18 protein-coding genes are annotated in these 21,429 nt (G+C 38.4%); 3 read left to right on the top strand and 15 right to left on the bottom strand.

Annotated features, from left to right (window positions below; genetic code table 11):
• Nucleotides 1-113 precede the first annotated feature (113 nt).
• Complete coding sequence (locus Q0V26_RS12635) at nt 114-1,310, bottom strand: acetate kinase (protein ID WP_080158078.1); 1,197 nt, start codon at nt 1,308-1,310, stop codon at nt 114-116.
• Nucleotides 1,311-1,646: 336 nt separating this feature from the next.
• Between Q0V26_RS12635 and yfbV the strand changes: the two genes are divergently transcribed.
• Nucleotides 1,647-2,096 (top strand): terminus macrodomain insulation protein YfbV, encoded by a 450-nt coding sequence (gene yfbV, locus Q0V26_RS12630; RefSeq protein ID WP_297481989.1) that lies wholly within the window; start codon nt 1,647-1,649, stop codon nt 2,094-2,096.
• 95 nt (nt 2,097-2,191) lie between these two features.
• Here the strand turns inward: yfbV and Q0V26_RS12625 are convergent, their stop codons facing one another.
• The 7 genes from Q0V26_RS12625 to Q0V26_RS12595 form a co-directional block, all read right to left on the bottom strand.
• Nucleotides 2,192-2,500 carry a DUF6172 family protein gene (locus Q0V26_RS12625; RefSeq protein ID WP_297481988.1) on the bottom strand — a complete coding sequence of 103 codons (309 nt, stop codon included), beginning with the start codon at nt 2,498-2,500 and terminating at the stop codon, nt 2,192-2,194.
• Between the two features lie 384 nt (nt 2,501-2,884).
• Nucleotides 2,885-3,841, bottom strand: coding sequence for a ChaN family lipoprotein (locus Q0V26_RS12620; RefSeq protein ID WP_297481987.1), 957 nt, complete (start codon nt 3,839-3,841; stop codon nt 2,885-2,887).
• A gap of 90 nt (nt 3,842-3,931) precedes the next feature.
• On the bottom strand, nt 3,932-4,762 hold the full coding sequence (gene rlmA / locus Q0V26_RS12615) for a 23S rRNA (guanine(745)-N(1))-methyltransferase (RefSeq protein WP_297481986.1): 831 nt from the start codon (nt 4,760-4,762) through the stop codon (nt 3,932-3,934).
• Nucleotides 4,763-4,882: 120 nt separating this feature from the next.
• Complete coding sequence (locus Q0V26_RS12610) at nt 4,883-6,157, bottom strand: sigma-54 dependent transcriptional regulator (RefSeq protein ID WP_297481985.1); 1,275 nt, start codon at nt 6,155-6,157, stop codon at nt 4,883-4,885.
• On the bottom strand, nt 6,147-8,531 hold the full coding sequence (locus tag Q0V26_RS12605; RefSeq protein WP_297481984.1) for an ATP-binding protein: 2,385 nt from the start codon (nt 8,529-8,531) through the stop codon (nt 6,147-6,149). Before Q0V26_RS12605 ends, Q0V26_RS12610 begins: the two co-directional genes overlap by 11 nt.
• Nucleotides 8,532-8,804: 273 nt before the next feature.
• Nucleotides 8,805-9,311 carry a YfbU family protein gene (locus Q0V26_RS12600; protein ID WP_297481983.1) on the bottom strand — a complete coding sequence of 169 codons (507 nt, stop codon included), beginning with the start codon at nt 9,309-9,311 and terminating at the stop codon, nt 8,805-8,807.
• Between the two features lie 385 nt (nt 9,312-9,696).
• A complete protein-coding gene (locus Q0V26_RS12595; protein ID WP_297481982.1) occupies nt 9,697-11,451 on the bottom strand; it encodes a formate--tetrahydrofolate ligase in 1,755 nt (584 codons plus the stop codon).
• A 330-nt stretch (nt 11,452-11,781) separates the two neighbouring features.
• Here Q0V26_RS12595 and Q0V26_RS12590 point away from each other — a divergent pair, with 330 nt between their 5' ends.
• Nucleotides 11,782-11,934: a hypothetical protein gene (locus Q0V26_RS12590; RefSeq protein ID WP_297481981.1), complete on the top strand. Its 153-nt coding sequence runs from the start codon at nt 11,782-11,784 to the stop codon at nt 11,932-11,934.
• Between the two features lie 105 nt (nt 11,935-12,039).
• Here the strand turns inward: Q0V26_RS12590 and pflA are convergent, their stop codons facing one another.
• The 6 genes from pflA to xthA all read right to left on the bottom strand — a co-directional run bounded on the left by pflA (nt 12,040) and on the right by xthA (nt 19,131).
• The gene (pflA, locus tag Q0V26_RS12585) at nt 12,040-12,780 is read right to left on the bottom strand and encodes a pyruvate formate lyase 1-activating protein (protein WP_297481980.1); all 741 of its coding nucleotides are present in this window, start codon (nt 12,778-12,780) and stop codon (nt 12,040-12,042) included.
• A gap of 125 nt (nt 12,781-12,905) precedes the next feature.
• The gene (locus tag Q0V26_RS12580; protein ID WP_297481979.1) at nt 12,906-14,132 is read right to left on the bottom strand and encodes an EAL domain-containing response regulator; all 1,227 of its coding nucleotides are present in this window, start codon (nt 14,130-14,132) and stop codon (nt 12,906-12,908) included.
• 90 nt (nt 14,133-14,222) lie between these two features.
• The gene (locus Q0V26_RS12575; RefSeq protein ID WP_297482003.1) at nt 14,223-14,402 is read right to left on the bottom strand and encodes an Hpt domain-containing protein; all 180 of its coding nucleotides are present in this window, start codon (nt 14,400-14,402) and stop codon (nt 14,223-14,225) included.
• A gap of 225 nt (nt 14,403-14,627) precedes the next feature.
• Entirely contained in the window at nt 14,628-16,901 is a 2,274-nt protein-coding gene (pflB, locus tag Q0V26_RS12570; RefSeq protein WP_297481978.1) for a formate C-acetyltransferase, read from the bottom strand.
• Nucleotides 16,902-16,956: 55 nt separating this feature from the next.
• Nucleotides 16,957-17,823: a formate transporter FocA gene (gene focA / locus Q0V26_RS12565; protein WP_297482002.1), complete on the bottom strand. Its 867-nt coding sequence runs from the start codon at nt 17,821-17,823 to the stop codon at nt 16,957-16,959.
• A 498-nt stretch (nt 17,824-18,321) separates the two neighbouring features.
• Entirely contained in the window at nt 18,322-19,131 is an 810-nt protein-coding gene (xthA, locus tag Q0V26_RS12560; protein ID WP_297481977.1) for an exodeoxyribonuclease III, read from the bottom strand.
• Nucleotides 19,132-19,459: 328 nt separating this feature from the next.
• Here xthA and Q0V26_RS12555 point away from each other — a divergent pair, with 328 nt between their 5' ends.
• Nucleotides 19,460-19,603 (top strand): hypothetical protein, encoded by a 144-nt coding sequence (locus Q0V26_RS12555; RefSeq protein WP_297481976.1) that lies wholly within the window; start codon nt 19,460-19,462, stop codon nt 19,601-19,603.
• Here the strand turns inward: Q0V26_RS12555 and Q0V26_RS12550 are convergent.
• Nucleotides 19,600-21,240 (bottom strand): response regulator, encoded by a 1,641-nt coding sequence (locus Q0V26_RS12550; protein ID WP_297481975.1) that lies wholly within the window; start codon nt 21,238-21,240, stop codon nt 19,600-19,602. The genes Q0V26_RS12555 and Q0V26_RS12550 overlap by 4 nt on opposite strands.
• Between the last annotated feature and the right edge of the window lie 189 nt (nt 21,241-21,429).

Raw genomic sequence — 21,429 nt, 5'->3', positions numbered from 1 at the left:
AATTCGACTTAGTATTTAAGTAGAATAATCATAGAGCAGCACCACAGTAAAATATGACAAAATGCCATGAAAAAACGGCTGACAAAAAGTCAGCCGTTTTAATAATTGTAAGATTAGATTTCAGCTAGAAGCGCTGTATCTTCTGCGATTACTAATTCTTCGTTAGTAGAAACAACCATTGCAGGAATGCGGCTGTTTGCAGTAGTGATAACACCTTCGCCACCGAAACGAGCTTTAAGGTTAGCTTCGCTGTCTACTTCGATACCGAAGATAGCTAGACGCTTAAGTACTTCTTCACGGATTGGTGCAGAGTTCTCACCGATGCCGCCTGTGAATACGATTGCGTCTAGACGACCGTCCATTGTTGCTGCGTAGCTAGCTACGTACTTAGCAAGACGGTGACAGAATACGTTCATTGCGCGAGTTGCTTCTTCTTTAACGCCGTAGTTTTCTTCAACGAAACGACAGTCAGAAGTCACACCAGTAAGACCTAGTAGGCCAGACTCTTTAGTGAACATAGTATTGATTTCAGCAACGCTCATACCTAGACGATCGTGTAGGTGGAACATAACTGCTGGGTCAAGGTCACCACAACGAGTACCCATTACTAGACCTTCAAGAGGTGTTAGACCCATAGAGATATCTACAGATTTACCGCCTTTGATTGCACATACAGATGCGCCGTTACCTAGGTGACAGTTAATGATGTTTAGTTCATCAAGAGGCTTGTCAAGAAGGATCGCTGTTTCACGAGCGATGAAGCGGTGAGAAGTACCGTGTGCGCCGTAACGACGGATACCGTTTTCTTTGTATAGGTTGTAAGGGATAGCGTATAGGAATGCTTCTTCAGGCATAGTCTGGTGGAAAGCAGTGTCAAATACAGCAACGTTCTTCAGGCCAGCGAAGTTATGCTTAGCAGCTTCGATACCAACAACGTGTGCAGGGTTGTGTAGAGGTGCGAAATCAGACGCATCTACGATACCTTGAAGAACAACATCGTCGATTAATGCTGATGCAGAGAACTGCTCGCCACCGTGTACGATACGGTGACCGATAGCGCCTAGAGACTCTTTAAGTTCTGGCTTAGAAGCAAGAATAGTGTCAACCATGAATGCTAGAGCTTCTTCGTGAGCAGCGCCGTCACCTAGTTGTGCTTCGTGCTTGCCATCAAGTTTCCACTTGATTCGAGCTTCAGGAAGGCCTAGACATTCTGCTAGACCTGAAAGATGTTCTTCACCTGATACAGGATCAATGATTGCGAATTTAAGAGATGAACTACCGCAGTTTAGAACTAAAACCAGCTTAGACATGAGAGTGACTACCTATAATCTGTCTGAAAGTTGATATTCATTTTTGAATAAAAAAGTACCCCTAGAATAGTCGAATATTTATGACTCGTCTTACTAGAGGGAAAAATCACGCTCTTTCCTGAGAAATAGAATTGAGTTACCTCTAATTCTGGGTCATCCTTGACAGAGCCTAGTTTGCAGTTAAGGTCATTAACAGCAACAATTACATCTAGGCTGGTCTAGAATAACCGATTGTTACGCAATATAACAAAAAGATTTTTAGAATATTTTAATTTGAATCAAGTTTGTTGTGTATTTTTTTTAAATGTTATAATTTTTTTTGATGAGTGGTGCATTATGGCTCAACATACAATGTGGAAATACTTTCAGAATGGTCAGCATTACATGACAACATGGCCAATGCGCAAAGAGCTGGCGGCTGTTTTTCCTGAACATCGGTATATTAAAGCCACCCAATTTGCGACAAAAGTGATGCCTGCGGTCGCTGCAATCAGTATTTTGACTCAAATGGCATTTCATAATTATGATGCGATGCCACAAGCCATAGCTATTGCGTTATTAGCGATTTCAATGCCATTACAAGGCTTATGGTGGTTGGGGAAACGCAGTCAAACGACTTTGCCGCCATCACTCGCGAAGTGGTATAGCGAAATTTATCAGAAGATTGTTAGTGAAGGGCATGCAATGCAGCCTAAAAAATCGCAGCCGCGCTACCAAGAATTAGCTGATGTACTTAACCGAGCATTCAAGCAATTAGATCGACATGCATTAGATCGTTGGTTCTAAGTAATTGAATTTGTTTTGTTGCAATAAAAAAGAGTCACATTAGCGACTCTTTTTTGTTTGGATCTATAGCACATTACATAATGGCTAATGAGCAATTATTCTTCGTCGAAATCAAATTCTGGACGTGGTGCACGTGTTGCAGGCTTTGCCAGAATTTCTAAGTATAGTGACGGTAGCTCAAGCTTTTCAGCTTCATCAATGCACTTGTTGATTTCTTTTACGTGAATAACTTTTGCTTCTTGCTCTGTATGACCAAACTTGCAATCAAAATCCCAAAAATCAGTACCAGCAGGTAATGTTTTATTACGCTCACGACGAATGTATTTCTTCACATCGTGTTTAATTGCTTCTACAACACGCGCAGCCGCTTTCTTGGGATGAGTTAAAGCAAATGTTTTTTTCATTGTTTTCCTAATTAATTTGGCTCAAAGAAAAGAGCTCTGGTTTTATTTTACTGTAAATTGGCGTGGGTAGCGATGGGGTAAAGCTGAAATTCGTGCGATAAAAAATATTCAGTGATCGAGATCTTTTTTGCAACCAATCTTAATCACAGTGGTCTTATCTATATAGGAACACATAAATGATGTTATGCAGTAACCATAATGTCATGCTATAACCGTATTATAGTACGAATATCATTCGATAATGAATGATTATTCAGGCAACAAACAGGTTGTTTAAGGTATACTTGCTCAGTAACTTGAGATATAGCTGTTATCTCTCTTAGAACCCCAACTGCTTGGCCGCCGATGGGGTTCTTCTTTATCTAGTGTTTTTATTGACTTATATTAATAGCATTTTAAATCAGAATTTCTTTTCCCCATGGCACTCATTGCCGCCATCATTTTATCTTTTTGTACATACCGTTGTGGTAAAGGCTGCATTTTTACCGTGAAATCAGGTGCGTTCGCATGCAATGTGACTTGATTTGAAATTGGGGTCACCATCATTATTTTAAGCGTTGGGTTTCGCGCTTGAATTCGTGATGCGGTACCTAATCCTTCTGCAGTATGAAACCGTCCAGCAACATGAATTATTTGTTGTTGTGGGTGCTGTTTTAAATAATCAACCATACTTTCTGCCATGGTGTCATCCCATGTCGTTTGGGCCGCAAATTGACGTTTAGTTTGTGCTTTATTGCCATGGTGCATCGAAGCAATAAAGGTTTGCTGATAAGCATCCGTGGCTAGTGTTAATGAACGCGCGACCCATAATCGTTCATTAGGGGGAAGCTTATTAAGGTATTCCGGCCCTTGACGTCCAACACAACGAACAATTGATTTTGGTGCATTTGCTGCAATAACATCTACGTTATTTTGTTTTGCAAACTCAACTAATGGGCGGTAATCGCTGTCATAGTTAGGCCATGCATTGGCCTCTTTGATTAATGTTTTTTCACCGATGTTACCAGCTAAATAATCATTAAGGATCAGTTGGTTGTCACGTGTAAATTGTTCCATTGATAAGGTGATTTTAGGATTTTGTTGGTACAGTGCTGCCAATAATTGGGCTTGTAAAAGATGGGCTGCGGGGTGGCTATGCCATTCACCAACTAAAATAATATCAGCGTCACGTAGCGCTTGTGCTAATTGAACGACGGAAAGAGGCTCATCTTGAGGACTTGCAATAGTGTAATCATACATGGTAGTTGCGGTGCTGGTGGAGGCGAGAGTGTTATTGGCTGACGGGGGAGAGGCGCAACCAATTAATAAGCTTGCAACACCTAAACAAATTAATGACTTCATTGTCGTTATACCGAGAGGATAAACGGCAAATAATAGACAACTTGAGATTGATTATCAATATCAAATGATAATCAATCTCACTATTTATAACTATTGGCGACGATAAACACGAATAGCAAAATCAGCTTCACATTCGAAATTTTGGGCTTGTGCCAGTTGTTGCCATACTTGTTCTGATGTTTTCCATGCAAAAGGCGTCATTTGCATTAGTGCTGTTGCTTCTTCACCACTTAATGTCATGTCGTAATGCAATTGTTGATCTACGACTAACTCAAATCCTTCAATATTCTCTACAGGCACATCATGCAAGTTAACGCCGTCATAAATTAATTCTTTTAGTTGATATAAATGGCGTGGTGCAGGGGTTACTGCAACAAGAATTCCACCAGATTTAATCGCGCGATGTAACTCTTCACCTTTACATGGGGCATAAATACGAACGACACCATCAAAAAAGTGATCGGCAAATGGTAAGCGGTGACTAGAAGCCACACAGAAATTACAATCATGGTAACGCTTGGCGGCATATTTAACCGCAACTTTAGAAATATCTAATCCATGAATGCTGATAGTCGGAAATTGTTGGCCTAATTGAACAAATTCAGAGGTGTAATAACCTTCACCACAGCCAATATCAAGCAGTTCTGTAGCTTGTTGCGGTAAGTACTGACGTAACTGTGCCATAACAGCATCGCGTAGTGGCTGATAATGTTCAGTGTTAAGAAATAAGCGTCGTGCTTGCATCATTTCTTTATTGTCACCTGGGTTTTTCGAACTTTTATGATGCACAGGCATTAAATTTACATAGCCTTCTTTTGCCTGATCAAACTGGTGATTATTGCTACAACGGTATGAGATTGATGATGTGTTGTTAGCATCGACATTAAGAGGCAGGTGACATAAAGGGCATTGATAAGACATGTAATAGACCAAAGCTGAAAAACAGCCGTAAAGTGTAATGGTTATTAGCGGTTGCCGCTAACAGATTTTGAGGATAAAAATAAAGCCCTCATTATTGAAGGCTTGTTGGATTATGTATGGTTAATTTGTCGTACGTACTTTATATTCAGCTTTATCTAAACCGTGTTTTTTCATTCTCAAATACAACTTTTTACGGGGTATTTGTAAGTATGATGACACTTCATTGATACGGCCTGAAAATAGGTATAACGCATCTTCAATAACTTGCTTTTCATAACCATCAACCAGATCATCAAGTGGACTACTCATTTGATCTAATGGTTTTGAGCGTTCTTGCCCGGCAAGTTTGACGATCCCTATGGCGTATAATTCAGCCACATTTTTAAGTTCTAATACATTTCCCGGCCATTCATAACGATTTAATATCGCCAGGTAAGCTTTATCTATGGCGGGGATTGCTTTGTTCAATTTTTTACAACTTTGCTTAATATAGTGCTTAAATATCAATGTTATATCACTACTACGTTGACGCAATGTTGGTAAGTTAAATCGTACCTGACTTAAAAAGTAGAACAGCTCAGGTAAAAACTGCTCAGTTTCAACAGATTCCGTCGGATCACCATCAAATAAAGCGATAACGCGGACTTCTTTTTTCCCTTGGCGTTCTTGCTCAAGTAAAAAACGACACAACCATTGTTGAGTTTCAATGGGCATGTGGTGGGGGTTAGATAAACATAAGCACCCACTACGGGCTGAAATCATGCTGCGTTGTAAATCAGGCGTACGGATAATATTTGCGGCATTGACTTCAACAAAAGGACCATTACTTAATTGACTATTTTGATGAAGTAATTTTGCAACCGTATGGCGACCTGTACCACTTTCACCTTCAATTAACACATCTTTAGTCGTTAATGCGATGGTTTTTAACTGTTCGCGGATTTTAATGATTAGTGGGCTTTCTCCCAATAATACTTCTGCGGTTGTCGTGTGCAAGGTGTTACGTTGTTCAATAATTTGGCGACGTTGAGGTAAATACTTTTCAAGTAGCGTAATTAACTCTTTAGGCTGTAACGGTTTTTGTAAAAAATCAACCGCTCCTTTTTTCAATGCTCCTACAGCCATTGGAATATCACCATGACCTGTAATAATAATCACAGGTAATTCATGATCATACTGTTGAATTTTAGCTAGTAATTCCATGCCATCTAAGCCGGGCATGTACATATCAGATACTATAACACCAGGCCAATTACGCTTTAGCATTCCTAATACTAAGGTGGAATCTGTTACTGTTTGCGCTTTAAATCCAGCTATTTCAAGTAGTTCTTGATAGGCTTCGACAACATCATGATCGTCATCCACAATCAATACTTCAATATCATCACTTATCATATTTATTTAACTCCAGTACGACCATTGCTCCACCTGTTAAACTAGAAGCAAGGAAGATTTCACCTTTTAGTCGCGTCATAATTGAACCACAAATACTTAATCCAAGGCCTAACCCAACATCTTTGGTGGTGGTAAAGGGAATGAATAATTTGTCAATGATAGTGGCATCAAAACCATCACCATTATCATAAACAGCCAACCGAATTTTATTGGATGGGCTATTTAGTTGAATAATTGTTATATCTCGTTGTTCGCAATGGGCAACCGCATCACAGCCATTAACTAATAAATTAACCAAAATTTGCTCAAACTGGACTTGATCTGCAAGTGCGTAAAGTGGGTGTTCAATGGTGTTCACCATCGTTATCTTTTGCACTTTAGCGCGGCTTTCTACCAAGATTAACGCTTGTTTAATCGCATTTTGAATATCTACTTTGCCTAGTGGTTTGGTTGCTGATTGTTTTTTAGCAAAGTTTCTAAAGTTCGTTATCAGTTTACTCATTCGAGTAACAAGATCGTCTATTTTTGTCAGATTTGTAGGTAGATTTTCGTATTTTTTATGATCAAGTGCAAGTTTAGCACTAAATATTCGCGTTGAAATTGCAGATAGTGGTTGATTGAGTTCATGTGCCAGAGAGGTCATCGTTTGACCCACTACGGCCATTTTTGCCGCTTGAATTAATTCGTCTTGAGTTTCAATTAAATCACCTTCAATACGTTTACGATCTTCTATCTCATCACGCAGTTGTTGGTTTCGAATGGTTAATGATTGTGTTTTCTCCGCCACCGTATTTTCAAGCCAGCGAGCGGTATTTTCTTGTTCGGTGATATCCGTCATTGTAATAATAACTTTGTCATCATTACCTTGAGTAAAAGTGCGGAAATCTAGTCGTAAATATAAACTTTGATCATTTTTCGTCATTAATTTGACGGTCATGTTATAAGCGCCATTGGTCATTAATGGCCCGTTAGTAGTAAATAAATGTTGTAGTTTAGTCAGAGTTGAAATATTAAACAGGTTCCAAACTTGATGTTTTTGGGTGACATTACAAAAATTTAATTGCTTTAATGCTTGAGGGTTTACAGATTCAACAGCACCATTGAGATCACAAGTAATAATACTTGCTTGAGTATTATTAATGAGATTAAGCGCATTTGAGTTTTGTATTTCTTGCATCTGCTGGCAGAAGTAGCGTAAGTTATCCCCTAAAATACCTATTTCATCAACGCCCGTTGTTTGAATATGGGCGTTGAGATTACCATTGGCAATCGCTTGTAAATCTTGACCTAAAAGATTTAAGCGTTTTACTACGCCACGACCCACTAAATAAATCGATAAAATAACACTAAGGATAATGGTAATAAATACCACCCCAAATAAAATTAAATTACTGATCCAGATCGAATGTCTGGTTTTACCATTTAATTTTGAGAGTGCATTATCAGCGTGACCCACAAGTGTTTGAATTATATTTTCTTGTTGTGTTAATTGATTCCGAATATCACGTTGAGATTGAGTTATTTTTAAATTATTAACATGATCTAATATTAATAATTTTTGAAGACGGCCATTAGGTGTCACTAATTGAGTAAATTCTTGTTGTAATTGGCGGTAAGTAATTGTTGAAGGATAATTATTTAATTGCTTACTGATTTTATTGAGTTGTAATATTTTTTGAGCAATAGCATCAAAGGCTGTATTAATGTCACTATGTTGGCGATGAAGCATAGTATCTTCTATTTGTTGATGTAATTCATTGATATTGATTGTGATTGTTTGAATTACCGAAAATTCAGCTATTACATTTTTGATATTAGTATCATTTGTTTGTGGTGATTTTTGAGAGCTATTCAACAATCGCGTCATTTGCCATTCGATTTCGAGACGTAGTGGTTGTAATTCATCAATTAAATCTTGATGTAGCCATTTGATATTATTTTCAATTTGTTTTAATGCTAATTGCTGAGTATTTCTTTGTTGTAATAATGCTATATAGCTATCAATATTTGCGACTAATAGTTGTTGGCCCGATTTTATCTTTGGGTAGTAATATAAACTTGAAATATTATCTATTGATTGTCTAATGGACGTTAGAATAGAAACGATATTTTTTTTGATCGCTTTATGCTTTAACGGATTAGCATTCATGTCTAGTGCGGTTAATGCCGCCTGTAATTCTGCTGTGCTGCGCTCTAAACGATAGCTAGAACGTAAAGTTGGCATATTATCATTGGCAATAGTACCTATTTGCTGACTCAATTTTTGCCATGTTAATGCGGCAATAACACTGACACTAATCGTTAAAAATGCCATTAATATAATGGCAGAGGTCAGGCGATTACCAATGGTGTTATTTTTTACATAGCGAATCATTGTTATTATCTATTCTATTTAAATGGCATATTACTAATAAATACAACCTTGCTAGGTTACTCATTAGCCGCGTAGAAGAAGATTGATTATACGTTAGTGGTAGAAATGATCACTAATGGTTTTTATAACAAAAAAATGCTGTTATTAGTGTTAGAGAGAGATGTTATTGTAAATAATGGATCACGTATTAATTTTGTTTATTGTTTTCGTAGTATGAGAATAAAAACAAAACCGAGTCTATCAACTCGGTTTTATTATGAATAATGATCAAATTTATGCAGTAATGATTTGTTGAATTTCACTGCATGATAAATGATAGTGACGAGGACATGCGCGCCAAATAGTTAGCATTCGTTGGTATTTATCTAGCATTGGTACATGGCTATTGAACTGGTGTTCGTTCTTAGGAAATTGTGGGTATAAACCTTCATCATTAGTAAGAAAACGGACGTAATTTACTAACTTAGCTTCAGTAATTATATCAAAACCTAAGAATTGTAGTCGACGTTGATCAATGTCTTTAGCGCCATCACAACGGCAATCTTCTAAATTAAATGATTCTTGTAAGGCATGATACATTTCCATGATTTCAAGAGTTTGTTTACATTCATCTTCAGAAACTTCACCAAAATCCTTGTTAAGTTCACGCATCTGTAAACAGTAACCACGTTCAATGATCATTTGTAAACGACGGTATTTGTCTGCATTTTCAGGTGCAAGTTTTGACATGATGTAATATTGATTCGATAGAATTAGACGTTGAGCGTTAGTCATTTCCATTGTAGTAAGCCTCAAAAATTTTTTATAGATTGTACTCGTTCAGTTGTGATTTTATCGCTGTAGTGAGCACAAGGAATATTTCTTATGGGAGTGAGGTTAGCAGGTTGCGTGTAAAATAAAATGATCTGGCACCACGAATAGGATTATTTTTTGTTAACGGATGTTATCCATTTGATATATTGATAAAAAACATATCTATTTGATTTCAATTGAAAACCGCTTTTTTTGTAGGCTTATTTAACGGTTAAATATTATTGTAATATGAATTGATAACAAAAAAGAGGGAAGTTAATGTACATTTATGATGCGGTGATTGAGATCGAGGGAGAAATCAGTATCGATAATCATAACAATTACCGATACCTATATATCTAATAATACGATTTTAGCTTAGGCCAATAATGTTGCCATCAGCATCAAGATCAAGATTCATAAATGCTGGTTTTTCTGGTAGGCCTGGCATAGTCATAACATTACCGCATAAAGCATAGATGAACCCAGCACCTGCACATAATTTTAACTCTCTTACGGGGACGGTGAAATCTGTTGGTGCACCTTTAATATGAGGGTCTGTAGTAATAGATAGAGGGGTTTTTGCCATACAGATAGCTAAATCATTAAATCCTTGTGCTTTTAATTGAGTTAGCTGTTGTGTTGCTAAAGGTGACAGTTCAATATTTTTCGCGCCATAACCGACTTCAGCAACCGCCATTAATTTCTCTTCAATTGGTTGATTCAAGCGATATAGTGGTGTGAAGTTTGCCAGCGTTTTACAAGCGTTAACCACCGCATGGGCGAGTTCAATTGCACCATCGCCACCTTTGGCAAAAGCTTCACTGAGTGCAACATCTACATGAACATTAAATGTTGTCGCTAAAATTAATTGCTTTAATTGCTCAAGTTCTTGATCAGTATCTTGTGGAAAACGATTAATCGCCACTACAACGGGCACACCGTATTTGGCGGCATTATTAATATGCCAACGTAAATTTTCAAAGCCAGCTAATAAAGCAGCACAATCGGGTTCAAAAATACTATCAGGCAATGATTGCCCTGGCTGTAAATCATAGATTCCTGAATTTGCTTTTAGGCCACGTAACGTTGCAACAACGACTGCGCAATCAGGACCACGCTGTGCTTGTTGTGCTTTAATATTACAGGCTTTTTCAAATCCCATATCAGAACCAAAGCCACCTTCAGTCACCGTAAACTCACTCAATTTTAGTGCGATTTTATCGGCGATGATTGATGAGTTACCGTGAGCAATATTCGCAAATGGCCCGGTATGAATAAGTGTTGGCACCCCTTCTAAGGTTTGCATTAATGTCGGCTCAATCGCTTCGCACATAATGACTGCCATTGCGCCTGCAACTTGCAGATCTTCTGTTGTAACGGGCTCACCATCAAGGTTATAAGCCACTACTATTTTACCGATGCGTTGACGCATATCAGCTAGATCTGTAGCTAGGGCTAAAATAGCCATTAATTCAGAAGCAGCTGAAATATCAAAACCATCTTGACGTTCTAAGCCATTAATGGTTTTTCCTGGCTCATTTTGACCAACTGTAATCATACGTAATGCACGATCATTGTGATCCATTACTCGCTTCCAGCTAATATTATTAATATCAATCCGTAGGGCGGCTAAGTCCGTATGTGCAGTAAAACCGTCATAGCCTAAGCGTGATTCATGGTATAGACGAGCATCTAATGCAGCTGCTGCAAGATTATGCGCCGCAGTTACGGCATGAATATCCCCCGTTAAGTGCAGATTGAGCTTTTCCATTGGTGCCACTTGACTATAACCTCCTCCGGCAGCACCACCTTTAATTCCAAATACTGGCCCCATTGATGGCTGGCGAATACAAGCAAATACGGAGTGTTTAATTTTAGCTAATCCTTGCGCTAGGCCAATGGTTGTTACTGTTTTACCTTCGCCAAGTGGGGTTGGAGTAATGGCGGTTACCAGAATGAGCTTACCTTCAGGTTTGTTAGTTAGCCGTTTTAAAATAGCGGGTTTAACTTTCGCTTTTAAGCTGCCTTGAGGCGTAAAATCTTGTGCTTCAATGCCGGCATTGAAGGCGATGCGATCTATGGGAGTGAGTCGCGTTTCACGGCAAATTTCGATGTCGCTTTTCATGAGAGCTTATTTCCTCATAGGCAGATAGAATAATACTAATGCTGATATTTAACGCTTTTTTAACTGCAAATCTGTTCTTTTATATCGATGCAAACGTTTGCTTTTGGTTTATACCATAATTTTATCATGGATAAATATCATTTTATGTTTTTTATAGGAGCTATTACTATTTAGTAAAAGATAAAGAGATGATGTTTTTAGTTTTTAATAAAAATGGAATGTATTATTCCATTTTTATTTGTTGGTTGTTTTTTACTCTGCATTTAAAGTATGCTGTATATAAAAATGATCCTTATCAATTAGAGTGTAAATTTAGCAAAGGAAGTCGTTATGCAAGAACCAGTAACTAAAGGTGTAGATTTAGCAAAAGAAGTTGTTATACAAGAACCAGTAACTAAGTGGCAATACACATTACCTATCTCACTATTTATCATGGCGTTGTTAATCGTTTTTCTTGTCACAATATTACCGTTGTCACGATAAATACTTTTTATAGTATACGCTTCAATAGAAAAGAGCGACTTATCTCACTCCTTAGAGGATAAAGATAAGCCGCTCTTTTTGTATTAGCAACACTGACCTGATGGCTTAATACATAACTTTTTTGCCATAGCTTGCAAGGATATTCTTGATGTTTTCCATGGTTTCTTTTTTCGGGGGTTTAACCCCAGCCAATGGGTATTCAAAGCCTAGAGCTTCCCATTTATGTTCACCAAGTTGGTGGTAGGGCAGCAGTTCAATTTTTTCAATATTGTCCATGTCTTTGATGAACTCACCAAGTTGGTGTGCAGATTGTTCATCATCAGTATATCCCGGTACAATTACGTAGCGGATCCATGTTTTTTGACCACGTTGGTGTAGGTAACGTGCAAAATCAAGCACACGTTTATTTGAAACACCAACCAAGTTTTGGTGAACATTATCATCCATTTGCTTAAGATCAAGCATCACAAGATCGGTAGCATCTAGCACTTCATCAATTACGTCTGTATGTTTACGAATGTAGCCGTTAGTATCAAGACAAGTATGAATACCATCTGCTTGTGCAGCACGGAAGAAATCGCGGACAAATTCTGGTTGTAGCATTGCTTCACCACCGGAGGCGGTAACACCACCGCCAGAAGCATTCATGAAGTGACGGTATGATCTTGCTTCATGCATCAATTCTTCAATAGTAGCTTCACGACCGTCATGAGTATCCCATGTATCACGGTTGTGGCAGTATTGGCAACGCATTAAGCAACCTTGCAGGAATACAATAAACCGAATTCCTGGGCCATCGACGGTTCCGCAAGATTCGAAAGAGTGAATACGACCTGTTACTGACATTGTTCTAATTCTCCGCATACTGCGTTTTATTTATGTGTTATTTTATTACAAAATGAGGTTTGAATATAGCGAAAACTCAGGATCTCTACTCACCATCGAGGTGTAAAAGTAGAAGGTATTCATATCTATTGTGTTTTAACGGCGATCTCTTTTGAGATTAAATTATTGAGTAATTGTTGGCTTCGTTGTAGCCATTGAGCATGCCAAATTGGAATTTGACTAGAAGGTAACGGTGGTGAAATAAAATAGCCTTGTGCTAATTCACAATCCATTTTTTGCAGTTTTAACCATAAGGTAATATCTTCGACACCTTCAGCAATTGCTGTTAAATTCAGCCGATGTGCTAATAATAAACACGTTTCAATAATCACTTTAGCGGTGTAATTTGTTGGCATCGCTTGCACAAAGCTAATGTCTAACTTTAGTGACTTAAACGGCAAGATATCGAGTTGTTTTAGCGATGAATAACCCGTACCAAAATCATCAATTGAAAGATTAAAACCACGCATACCTAATCGGGCAGCGGCTTCTAATGCTTTGCCTGCTGATTCAAATAAATCTGATTCGGTTAATTCAAAATAGAGCCAATGATGCAGTTGTGGGTATTGATTATGCAACGCTAGCACATGATTAATAAAATTACGTTCAACTAAGGTTTTGGCCGAAATATTGACAGCTACTCTTCGGCCTTCAAATATAGCTTGATGACTAATTATATGATTGATAATGAGTAAGGCGAGATGGCTGTCTTTACCTATTTGGGTTAAGTGTTGAATGAAACAACTTGCGGGGACGATGCCATAAGATGGGTGAATAAATCGAATTAATGCTTCGCTAGCAACCCAGTCACCTGTTTTTAAATTAACGATAGGTTGATAATAAGGGGTTAAATAGTTGGCATTAAAAGCATCAATAATATCTTGTTCTGTTAGCGTTAGTTGTAAAGGCGTTGGTATATTACACAACGGGTGCTGATTAATTGCCTGTATTAATAATTGTTTTAGTTGTTCAAGATGTATCGGTTTAGCTAATGTGCCTAATAAATTAAGACCATAGCTTTTACACATTTTATTGACATTAAGTACGACATCAGCATTTAAGGCGCTGGTAATAATAATCGCACCAGTAAACTGTTGTTCAGCGAGATGACCGAGGAAACTGATGCCATCCATTTGTGGCATATTGAGATCACAGAATAATAACTGCGGTTGATAACGTGCCACCGCTTCTAATGCTTCAATACCATTGGTAGCACAATATATGTGGTCTTGATTTGGATCGATAAGATGAGCTAATTGGGCTGCAAGAACTTGACGTTGAAAGTCATGATCTTCAATCAATAATATGTTCATTCTTCGATCCTATTTACTGTTAATTTGGCGTGATAATAGTTCAATTAGCTGTTCAATGTACAAGTAGCGCTGTTGTAAAGCGGTCGAGTCTTACGAGTGTAATTTAAGCTCTTGGGTTACTTGTGCCAATGGATGAAAAGCCATCATCCGTGCAGTACCTTTCATGCGATGACTAACCATAAAGATACTATCATTATTTTGTTGTGATATTGCTGTTTTAAGCAGTGATAAATCGTCAAAACAAGATTCTAGGTATTGTTGTAGTAATATTTAGCCAAGACTATTACCACCAAAGATTAGGTATAATTTAACCATATTAAGAACACGATGGGGAAATATAAGTTTGATGGTTAATTGCGATATTCTTTGATATTGAAGTTTAAAATTAAAGATACAGCATGAAGGGTGTTTTCATTAAATTTGGGGTATAAAAAAACCGGCTATATAAGCCGGTTTTTTATTAGGAAGCGAACTTCCTACACAGAAGGCTCTATATTATAGAGACGCTGTGAAAGTACGAGCGATAACGTCAGCCTGCTGTTCAGCAGTTAGAGAGTTAAAACGCACAGCATAACCCGATACACGGATAGTTAACTGTGGGTAGTTCTCTGGGTGCTTAACTGCGTCTTCTAGAGTTTCGCGGTTAAGAACGTTAACGTTTAGGTGTTGACCACCTTCGATGCCAGTCTCATGGTGGAAGTAACCATCCATTAGGCCAGCTAAGTTAGTTTCTTGAGTATCAAGATCTTTACCTAGTGCGTTTGGAACGATAGAGAATGTGTATGAAATACCATCTTTAGCGTGTGCAAACGGTAGTTTACCTACAGAAGTAAGTGAAGCTACAGCGCCTTTTTCGTCACGACCGTGCATTGGGTTAGCACCTGGTGCGAAAGGAGCACCTGCACGACGACCGTCTGGAGTGTTACCCGTTTTCTTACCGTACACAACGTTAGATGTGATAGTTAAGATAGACTGAGTAGGGATCGCATCACGGTACATCTTGTGAGTACGGATCTTGTTCATGAAGGTTTCAACTAGTTCACATGCGATATCATCAACACGTGAATCATTGTTACCGAACTTAGGATAGTCACCTTCGATTTCGAAATCGATAGCGATGCCATCTTCGTCACGGATAGGCTTAACAGTTGCGTATTTGATAGCTGATAGTGAGTCAGCAGCAACAGAAAGACCAGCGATACCACAAGCCATTGTACGCTTGATGTCACGATCGTGTAGAGCCATTAGCGATGCTTCGTAGCTGTACTTGTCGTGGCTCCAGTGAATAGCGTTTAGCGCAGAAACGTAAGTCGTTGCTAACCAATCCATGAAGTGATCTAGACGATCCATAGTATCTGTGTAGTCAAGAACTTCAGCAGTTACTTTATCAGTCTTAGGACCTACTTGGATCTTAAGCTTCTCATCTACACCGCCGTTGATTGCGTAAAGCATAGTCTTAGCAAGGTTAGCACGAGCACCGAAGAACTGCATTTGCTTACCAACAACCATTGGAGATACACAACAAGCGATTGCGTAATCGTCAGAGTTCATGTCTGGACGCATTAGGTCATCGTTTTCGTACTGGATAGAAGATGTATCGATAGATACCTTCGCACAGAACTTCTTGAAGCCTACAGGTAGTTGCTCAGACCAAAGAACAGTGATGTTTGGCTCTGGAGAAGGACCCATAGTGTATAGGCTGTTTAGGAAACGGAAGTTTGAACGTGTAACTAGTGTACGACCGTCAAGACCCATACCACCCATTGATTCTGTTGCCCAGATTGGGTCACCAGAGAACAACTCATCATATTCAGGCGTACGTAGGAAACGAACCATACGTAGCTTCATTACGAAGTGGTCGATCATTTCTTGAGCTTGTGCTTCTGTGATCTTACCATCAGCGATATCACGCTCGATGAAGATGTCTAGGAAAGTCGAAGTACGACCTAGAGACATTGCAGCACCGTTTTGTGATTTAACTGCAGCTAGGTAGCCGAAGTAAGTCCACTGGATAGCTTCTTGTGCAGTAGTTGCAGGAAGAGAGATATCACAACCGTATTTAGCAGCCATAGTCTTGATTTGACCAAGCGCACGGTGCTGTTCACAGATCTCTTCACGACGTTGCATCGTCATTTGAAGATCTTCGCCATTCTCAAACATTTCTTCTAGAGATTTGAATTGAGCTAGCTTGTCAGCCATTAGCTTGTCGATACCGTAAAGTGCGATACGACGGTAGTCACCAATGATACGACCACGGCCGTATGCATCAGGAAGGCCAGTTAGAACACCAGACTTACGACACTTAATGATAGAAGGAGTGTAGATATCGAAAACACCTTGGTTGTGTGTTTTACGAAGCTCTGAGTAAACCTTCTTGATAGTAGGATCTAGTTCACGACCGTATACTTTGCATGAGTTTTCGATCATGCGGATACCACCGTTAGGGATCAAACCACGCTTAAGAGGCGCGTCAGTTTGAAGACCTACGATAGTTTCAAGTTCTTGGTCGATGTAACCAGCGTCGTGTGCAGTGATAGTAGAAACAACGTCAGTATCGAAATCAACAGGTGCGTGAGTCGCGTTTTCCTGTTTGATGCCTACCATTACAGCTTCCCAAAGTTTAGCTGTAGCTGGAGTCGCTTCTGTTTCTAGGAAAGAGCCGTCACCCTCGAAAGGAGTGTAGTTCTTTTGGATAAAGTCACGAACGTTTACTTCGTTCTGCCAATCACCAGCTGTGAAGCCTTCCCATGCAGCAAATTGCTCTGCCATTGTATACCTACCTATACTATTCAGTAGAAAAAAATAAGTGTTACCGCGTTAAAACTTAATGATGGCTATTGCCGTTAAGTTCAGGACGACGGTGAATAACCCAATATGTTAGTCCAACTAATACACCGCCACCAATGATATTACCAATGGTTACAGGGATTAGATTGTTTACAATAAAATTATGTATGTTCAAGTCTGCAAACTGCATAGGATCGACACCTGTCATAGCCCAAAATTCAGGACCAGAGAAAGCATGTATTACGATACCCATTGGAATCATAAACATATTTGCAATACAGTGCTCAAAACCACATGCAACAAACATTGCAACTGGTAGCAACATTACCATAACTTTATCAGTGGCACTACGGCATGAGAAAGTCATCCATGTTGCAAGACAAACCATTAAGTTACATAACATACCTAGAACAACAGCTTGTCCAAAATCATGATGAAGTTTATGTTGAGCGATTTTCATTGCATTAATACCCCATTGACCATTTGCGCCAAGGTGTTGTCCTGCAATCCAAATACAGGCAACAAAGAAAATTGCACCAACAAAGTTACCGAGGTAAACAATGCCCCAGTTTTTTATTAACTGACCAGTAGTAATGCGACCGCTTGCACGAGCAACAGTGGTTAATACAGAAGAGGTAAATAACTCGCCACCGCATATAACTACTAGGATTAAACCTAAACTAAATGCTAAACCACCGACAAATTTAGACATGCCCCAAGGTGTATCACTAGCGCCTGTAGTTACTGTTGTATAAAAAACAAAAGCAATTGAGATAAAAACACCTGCAGTTATCGCTAAAAAGAATGACTGCAACGGGTGTTTTGTCGCTTTATAAACGCCGACTTCTTCGGCTTTATGTGCCATTGCTGGTGGCATCAGTGAGTCAAAAGGATTAGTTTCCATTTTCACAGGGGTGCTCTTTAATGGTTTAAGTTTGGCTATGGGAATAATAGCAAAGGTTGTGAATCACAAATTTGATCTGGATCATTGCGGTGAAAATTTATAACAAAATTAGACATATTGTGACACTGCGAAATAATGTAATTAGTTGAATATTAACGGTATAATTTTTTTGAGAAAACTAAAAAAAATTTTAATGTAATTTAATTTCATAATTTCCTAACTATGATCCTAAAATCAAGTACCAAATAAAAACAATAACTTACAGTTAACCTTGTTTTTTTAAAACGTATTTATGCTGTTAAAAAAATATTGATTCAACTTTTTTTATATTAAGTATCATCAACAGATAATATTCAGCAACGTAGTTAACCCCATGCTGTAACGGTATGATGTCAGTATTGTGGTGAATATATATGCAAAATAAACAGAAGCCGCTATCAATGATAGTCGGCTTCAACTGCGATTGATTGTTTTAGCTATGGTGATTTAATGAGCATATCAATTGCTGAAAGTTGACCAAATTGGAGCGTGATCAGAAGGCTTTTCAATTCCACGTAATTCATAATCAATTCCGGCTTCAGTACAACGATTTGCTAATATTGGCGTTGCAAGAATCACATCAATACGTAAACCTCTGTTATCAACAAAACCTTTTGAACGGTAATCAAACCATGAGAATTGATCATCTACTGTGGAGTGAAGTTGACGGAATGTATCAATAAAGCCCCAATCTAATAATGTCTGCAACCATTGACGTTCAATTGGTTGGAATGAACATTTACCTGTTTTTAACCAACGTTTAGCGTTTACTGGGCCGATACCAATATCTAAATCGATAGGGCTAATATTAATATCGCCCATTACGATAAGTTGTTCATCATTGGTGTGTGCGGTATTAAGGTAATTCATTAGATCACTGTAAAATTTCTCTTTTGCCGGAAATTTGGTTTCATGCTTAACGTTATCCCCTTGAGGGAAATAACCGTTCATTACCGTTATATTACTGCCATTTTCTTGCTTAAAGGTTGCCATGATCATTCGACGCTGAGCTTCATCATCGTCAGTTGGAAATCCTTTCTGAATACTAATCGGCTCTTGTTTACATAACATAGCAACACCGTAATGGGCTTTTTGACCATGAAAGTAGACTTTGTAGCCCATCGCCTCGACATCCGCTAACGGAAAAGCTTCATCATGAACTTTAATTTCTTGTAAACCGATAACATCAGGTTGGTGTTTATCGATAATAGCTTGTAGTTGATGTAATCGAGCACGTAGCCCATTGATGTTAAAAGAAATAACTTTCATATTTAGTATCCATAACTGCGAATGATTATGGTTACTGATATTAGCACATTGCGCTATCACTTCGATATATGATCATTTCAATCAGAGGCGATCATAGCTGTAGTGTAAGTTTATTTGGGTATAAGGAAGATATGGGTCTATGCTAAAAGGAAATATATCATTTATGACAAGTTATTGTTTTTAAATAACTCGCTGACATGTCGTTAAATAGATGATGTTTTTACTGGCCTATTCGTTAACGGGCTTATGCCTGCTAGTGGCTATGATGGCTGTTTATTAATCTTAGCAATCTTAGCGTTGTTTCGACGCTATAACCATGGAGTAAAGTATGTTTGATTTTATAAAGCGTATGTTTGGTGCAGAACCTGAAGTGAAAGTAGAGAATCAAGAGCAAGAGCATAATGAACAAGATCAGATAAATGATAAATACAGACAAGGTGCACCAAGTGATAGTAATGATGGTGAAAGTTAAGGGTAAACCACACTGTGTTTATCAAGATACAATTGCTGTAATTGAATGAACCACTCTTGTAATGGTGAAGCGAGCGGCATCTTTTTAATTTGTTGTAAGCTGACATCAATTTCTGGATGATGTATTTGTTGCAGCATAAGTAAGCTATTCATGCGCCCTAAATGTGCTTCTGTATTATAAGGATAATCACGTAAAATTGTGTGATAGATACGGTAAGCGCGTTGAGGGTCTGGTGATATAGTTGCTTTTGCCGTCGCAAGTTGATCAACTAATAGACGCACGTTTTCAACAATAAATTTATTATCTTGAAGCTGATTAAGCCGATGATGGCTATGCTCATCTAATATACTGCGCGTCATTAATGCTTGATATATTTCTTTAATTAATTGAGCCTCTCCGAAATACACTAATAAAGGTAACGCATCAACCATAACGGCTGCTGGTGCTTGCGACATTTGTCCAAAATATATCTTCAGACCATGTAATAAACGCCGCTTTGCTTTTAATGGTTGGTTATTGGTTGCAGCAAATCTTGCTAAGGTAATGTGACGAAACGCAGTGAGAATGATTTTTTGAGGATGAGAGAGTCGTCGGCGGGCTTGATAATGGATCTTTGTGAATTGTTTGATTAATTTTCGTTGTTGTTGTGGGGATAGTTGTTGGTTATGGAGTTGTTCAAATAAAGCCGTAAATTGAGCAAATTGAATGATCCAATCATTATCAATCAGAGGTAAATGAGCCACCAGTATTTTACCTGTTTTTATAAATAAAGATGGATCGTTGGTATTTACGGCTAATTGAGCAACGTGTAATGAACGATGGCTGATACTTGGAGTTAGCACGAGTGCTTGGTAAGCGATTTCTTTTGCTGCATTCGATTGATGTTGTTGATGTAATAAAATGGCTAATTCGTCATAAGCTTCGACAAATAAGGGTACCTGTTTAATCAACGTTTGTAATAGTTGAATCGCTGCGAGGGTATCGCCTTGTTTATGCATTAATTGGGCTTGACGTAATCCCAGTTTGTGGTGTTGACTACGCTCACTAAATAGAGTTAATAATTGCTGAGCGGGTAACCAGTCTTGTTGGCTGATTAATAAATCAAGCAATATAATTTCAATATCAATATTATGGCCATGCCGCTGCAACAATTGTCGGCATAACGAAATAGCATCGAGAATATGGTTATTTTCTATGGCGATATAAATTGGTTTGCGAATCAAGCATGCTTGATAAACGGCTATGATGCGTTGTTTTAATTGACCAATATTTAATGGCTTACTGAGAAAACTATCAGCATCTAGGCTAATCGAAGTCACAATAACTTCAGGGGTGCGATCGCCTGAGATAAAGATAATGCCGCAATAGGCGCTGATATCGTTATTTTTTCTCATTACGGTAAGAAGTTCACTGCCACTGAGCTGTGGATCAAGATGAAAATCAATCAGTATTAAATCATATGCTGTGGTTTTACAAAGTTGACGCGCATTAAGACTGTTCGTTGCTATATCAATCGCAGCCAGATTTATACTGTGTAGAATATTCTGAATAAGTAATGCTGAAGAAAGTTGATCATCAATAATCAGTACCTTCACATGTTGCCAATCGGCATTCGTATAGGGTGGAGTTTCTGTCATAACGATCCATATATAAGTCAGATAAACATATGCAGTATCGCACATATAAAATAAGTTAACCTGATTTGTTGATCTTTATATGGTGTTATTTTTTTGATATGAAAAAGCCAGTTGCTAAGCAACTGGCTGAATGGTGGTGGTGGGAGAAGGATTCGAACCTTCGAAGGCAGTGCCGGCAGATTTACAATC

Source organism: uncultured Photobacterium sp. (genome assembly GCF_947039875.1).
Classification (GTDB): domain Bacteria; phylum Pseudomonadota; class Gammaproteobacteria; order Enterobacterales; family Vibrionaceae; genus Photobacterium.
Note: the sequence above shows the minus strand (reverse complement) of the source record. Positions and strands in the feature narration are given on the sequence as shown.

Bases quoted from the DNA above. Each gene is read 5' to 3' on its own strand.
- Q0V26_RS12620 (WP_297481987.1), bottom strand. From the start codon at position 3,841: ATGAAGTCATTAATTTGTTTAGGTGTTGCAAGCTTATTAATTGGTTGC.
- Q0V26_RS12610 (WP_297481985.1), bottom strand. From the start codon at position 6,157: ATGATAAGTGATGATATTGAAGTATTGATTGTGGATGACGATCATGAT.
- Q0V26_RS12605 (WP_297481984.1), bottom strand. From the start codon at position 8,531: ATGATTCGCTATGTAAAAAATAACACCATTGGTAATCGCCTGACCTCT.
- xthA (WP_297481977.1), bottom strand. From the start codon at position 19,131: ATGAAAGTTATTTCTTTTAACATCAATGGGCTACGTGCTCGATTACAT.
- pflB (WP_297481978.1), bottom strand. From the start codon at position 16,901: ATGGCAGAGCAATTTGCTGCATGGGAAGGCTTCACAGCTGGTGATTGG.
- Q0V26_RS12555 (WP_297481976.1), top strand. From the start codon at position 19,460: ATGTTTGATTTTATAAAGCGTATGTTTGGTGCAGAACCTGAAGTGAAA.
- pflA (WP_297481980.1), bottom strand. From the start codon at position 12,780: ATGTCAGTAACAGGTCGTATTCACTCTTTCGAATCTTGCGGAACCGTC.
- Q0V26_RS12600 (WP_297481983.1), bottom strand. From the start codon at position 9,311: ATGGAAATGACTAACGCTCAACGTCTAATTCTATCGAATCAATATTAC.
- Q0V26_RS12580 (WP_297481979.1), bottom strand. From the start codon at position 14,132: ATGAACATATTATTGATTGAAGATCATGACTTTCAACGTCAAGTTCTT.
- rlmA (WP_297481986.1), bottom strand. From the start codon at position 4,762: ATGTCTTATCAATGCCCTTTATGTCACCTGCCTCTTAATGTCGATGCT.
- Q0V26_RS12635 (WP_080158078.1), bottom strand. From the start codon at position 1,310: ATGTCTAAGCTGGTTTTAGTTCTAAACTGCGGTAGTTCATCTCTTAAA.
- Q0V26_RS12595 (WP_297481982.1), bottom strand. From the start codon at position 11,451: ATGAAAAGCGACATCGAAATTTGCCGTGAAACGCGACTCACTCCCATA.
- yfbV (WP_297481989.1), top strand. From the start codon at position 1,647: ATGGCTCAACATACAATGTGGAAATACTTTCAGAATGGTCAGCATTAC.
- Q0V26_RS12625 (WP_297481988.1), bottom strand. From the start codon at position 2,500: ATGAAAAAAACATTTGCTTTAACTCATCCCAAGAAAGCGGCTGCGCGT.
- Q0V26_RS12550 (WP_297481975.1), bottom strand. From the start codon at position 21,240: ATGACAGAAACTCCACCCTATACGAATGCCGATTGGCAACATGTGAAG.
- Q0V26_RS12590 (WP_297481981.1), top strand. From the start codon at position 11,782: ATGCAAGAACCAGTAACTAAAGGTGTAGATTTAGCAAAAGAAGTTGTT.
- focA (WP_297482002.1), bottom strand. From the start codon at position 17,823: ATGGAAACTAATCCTTTTGACTCACTGATGCCACCAGCAATGGCACAT.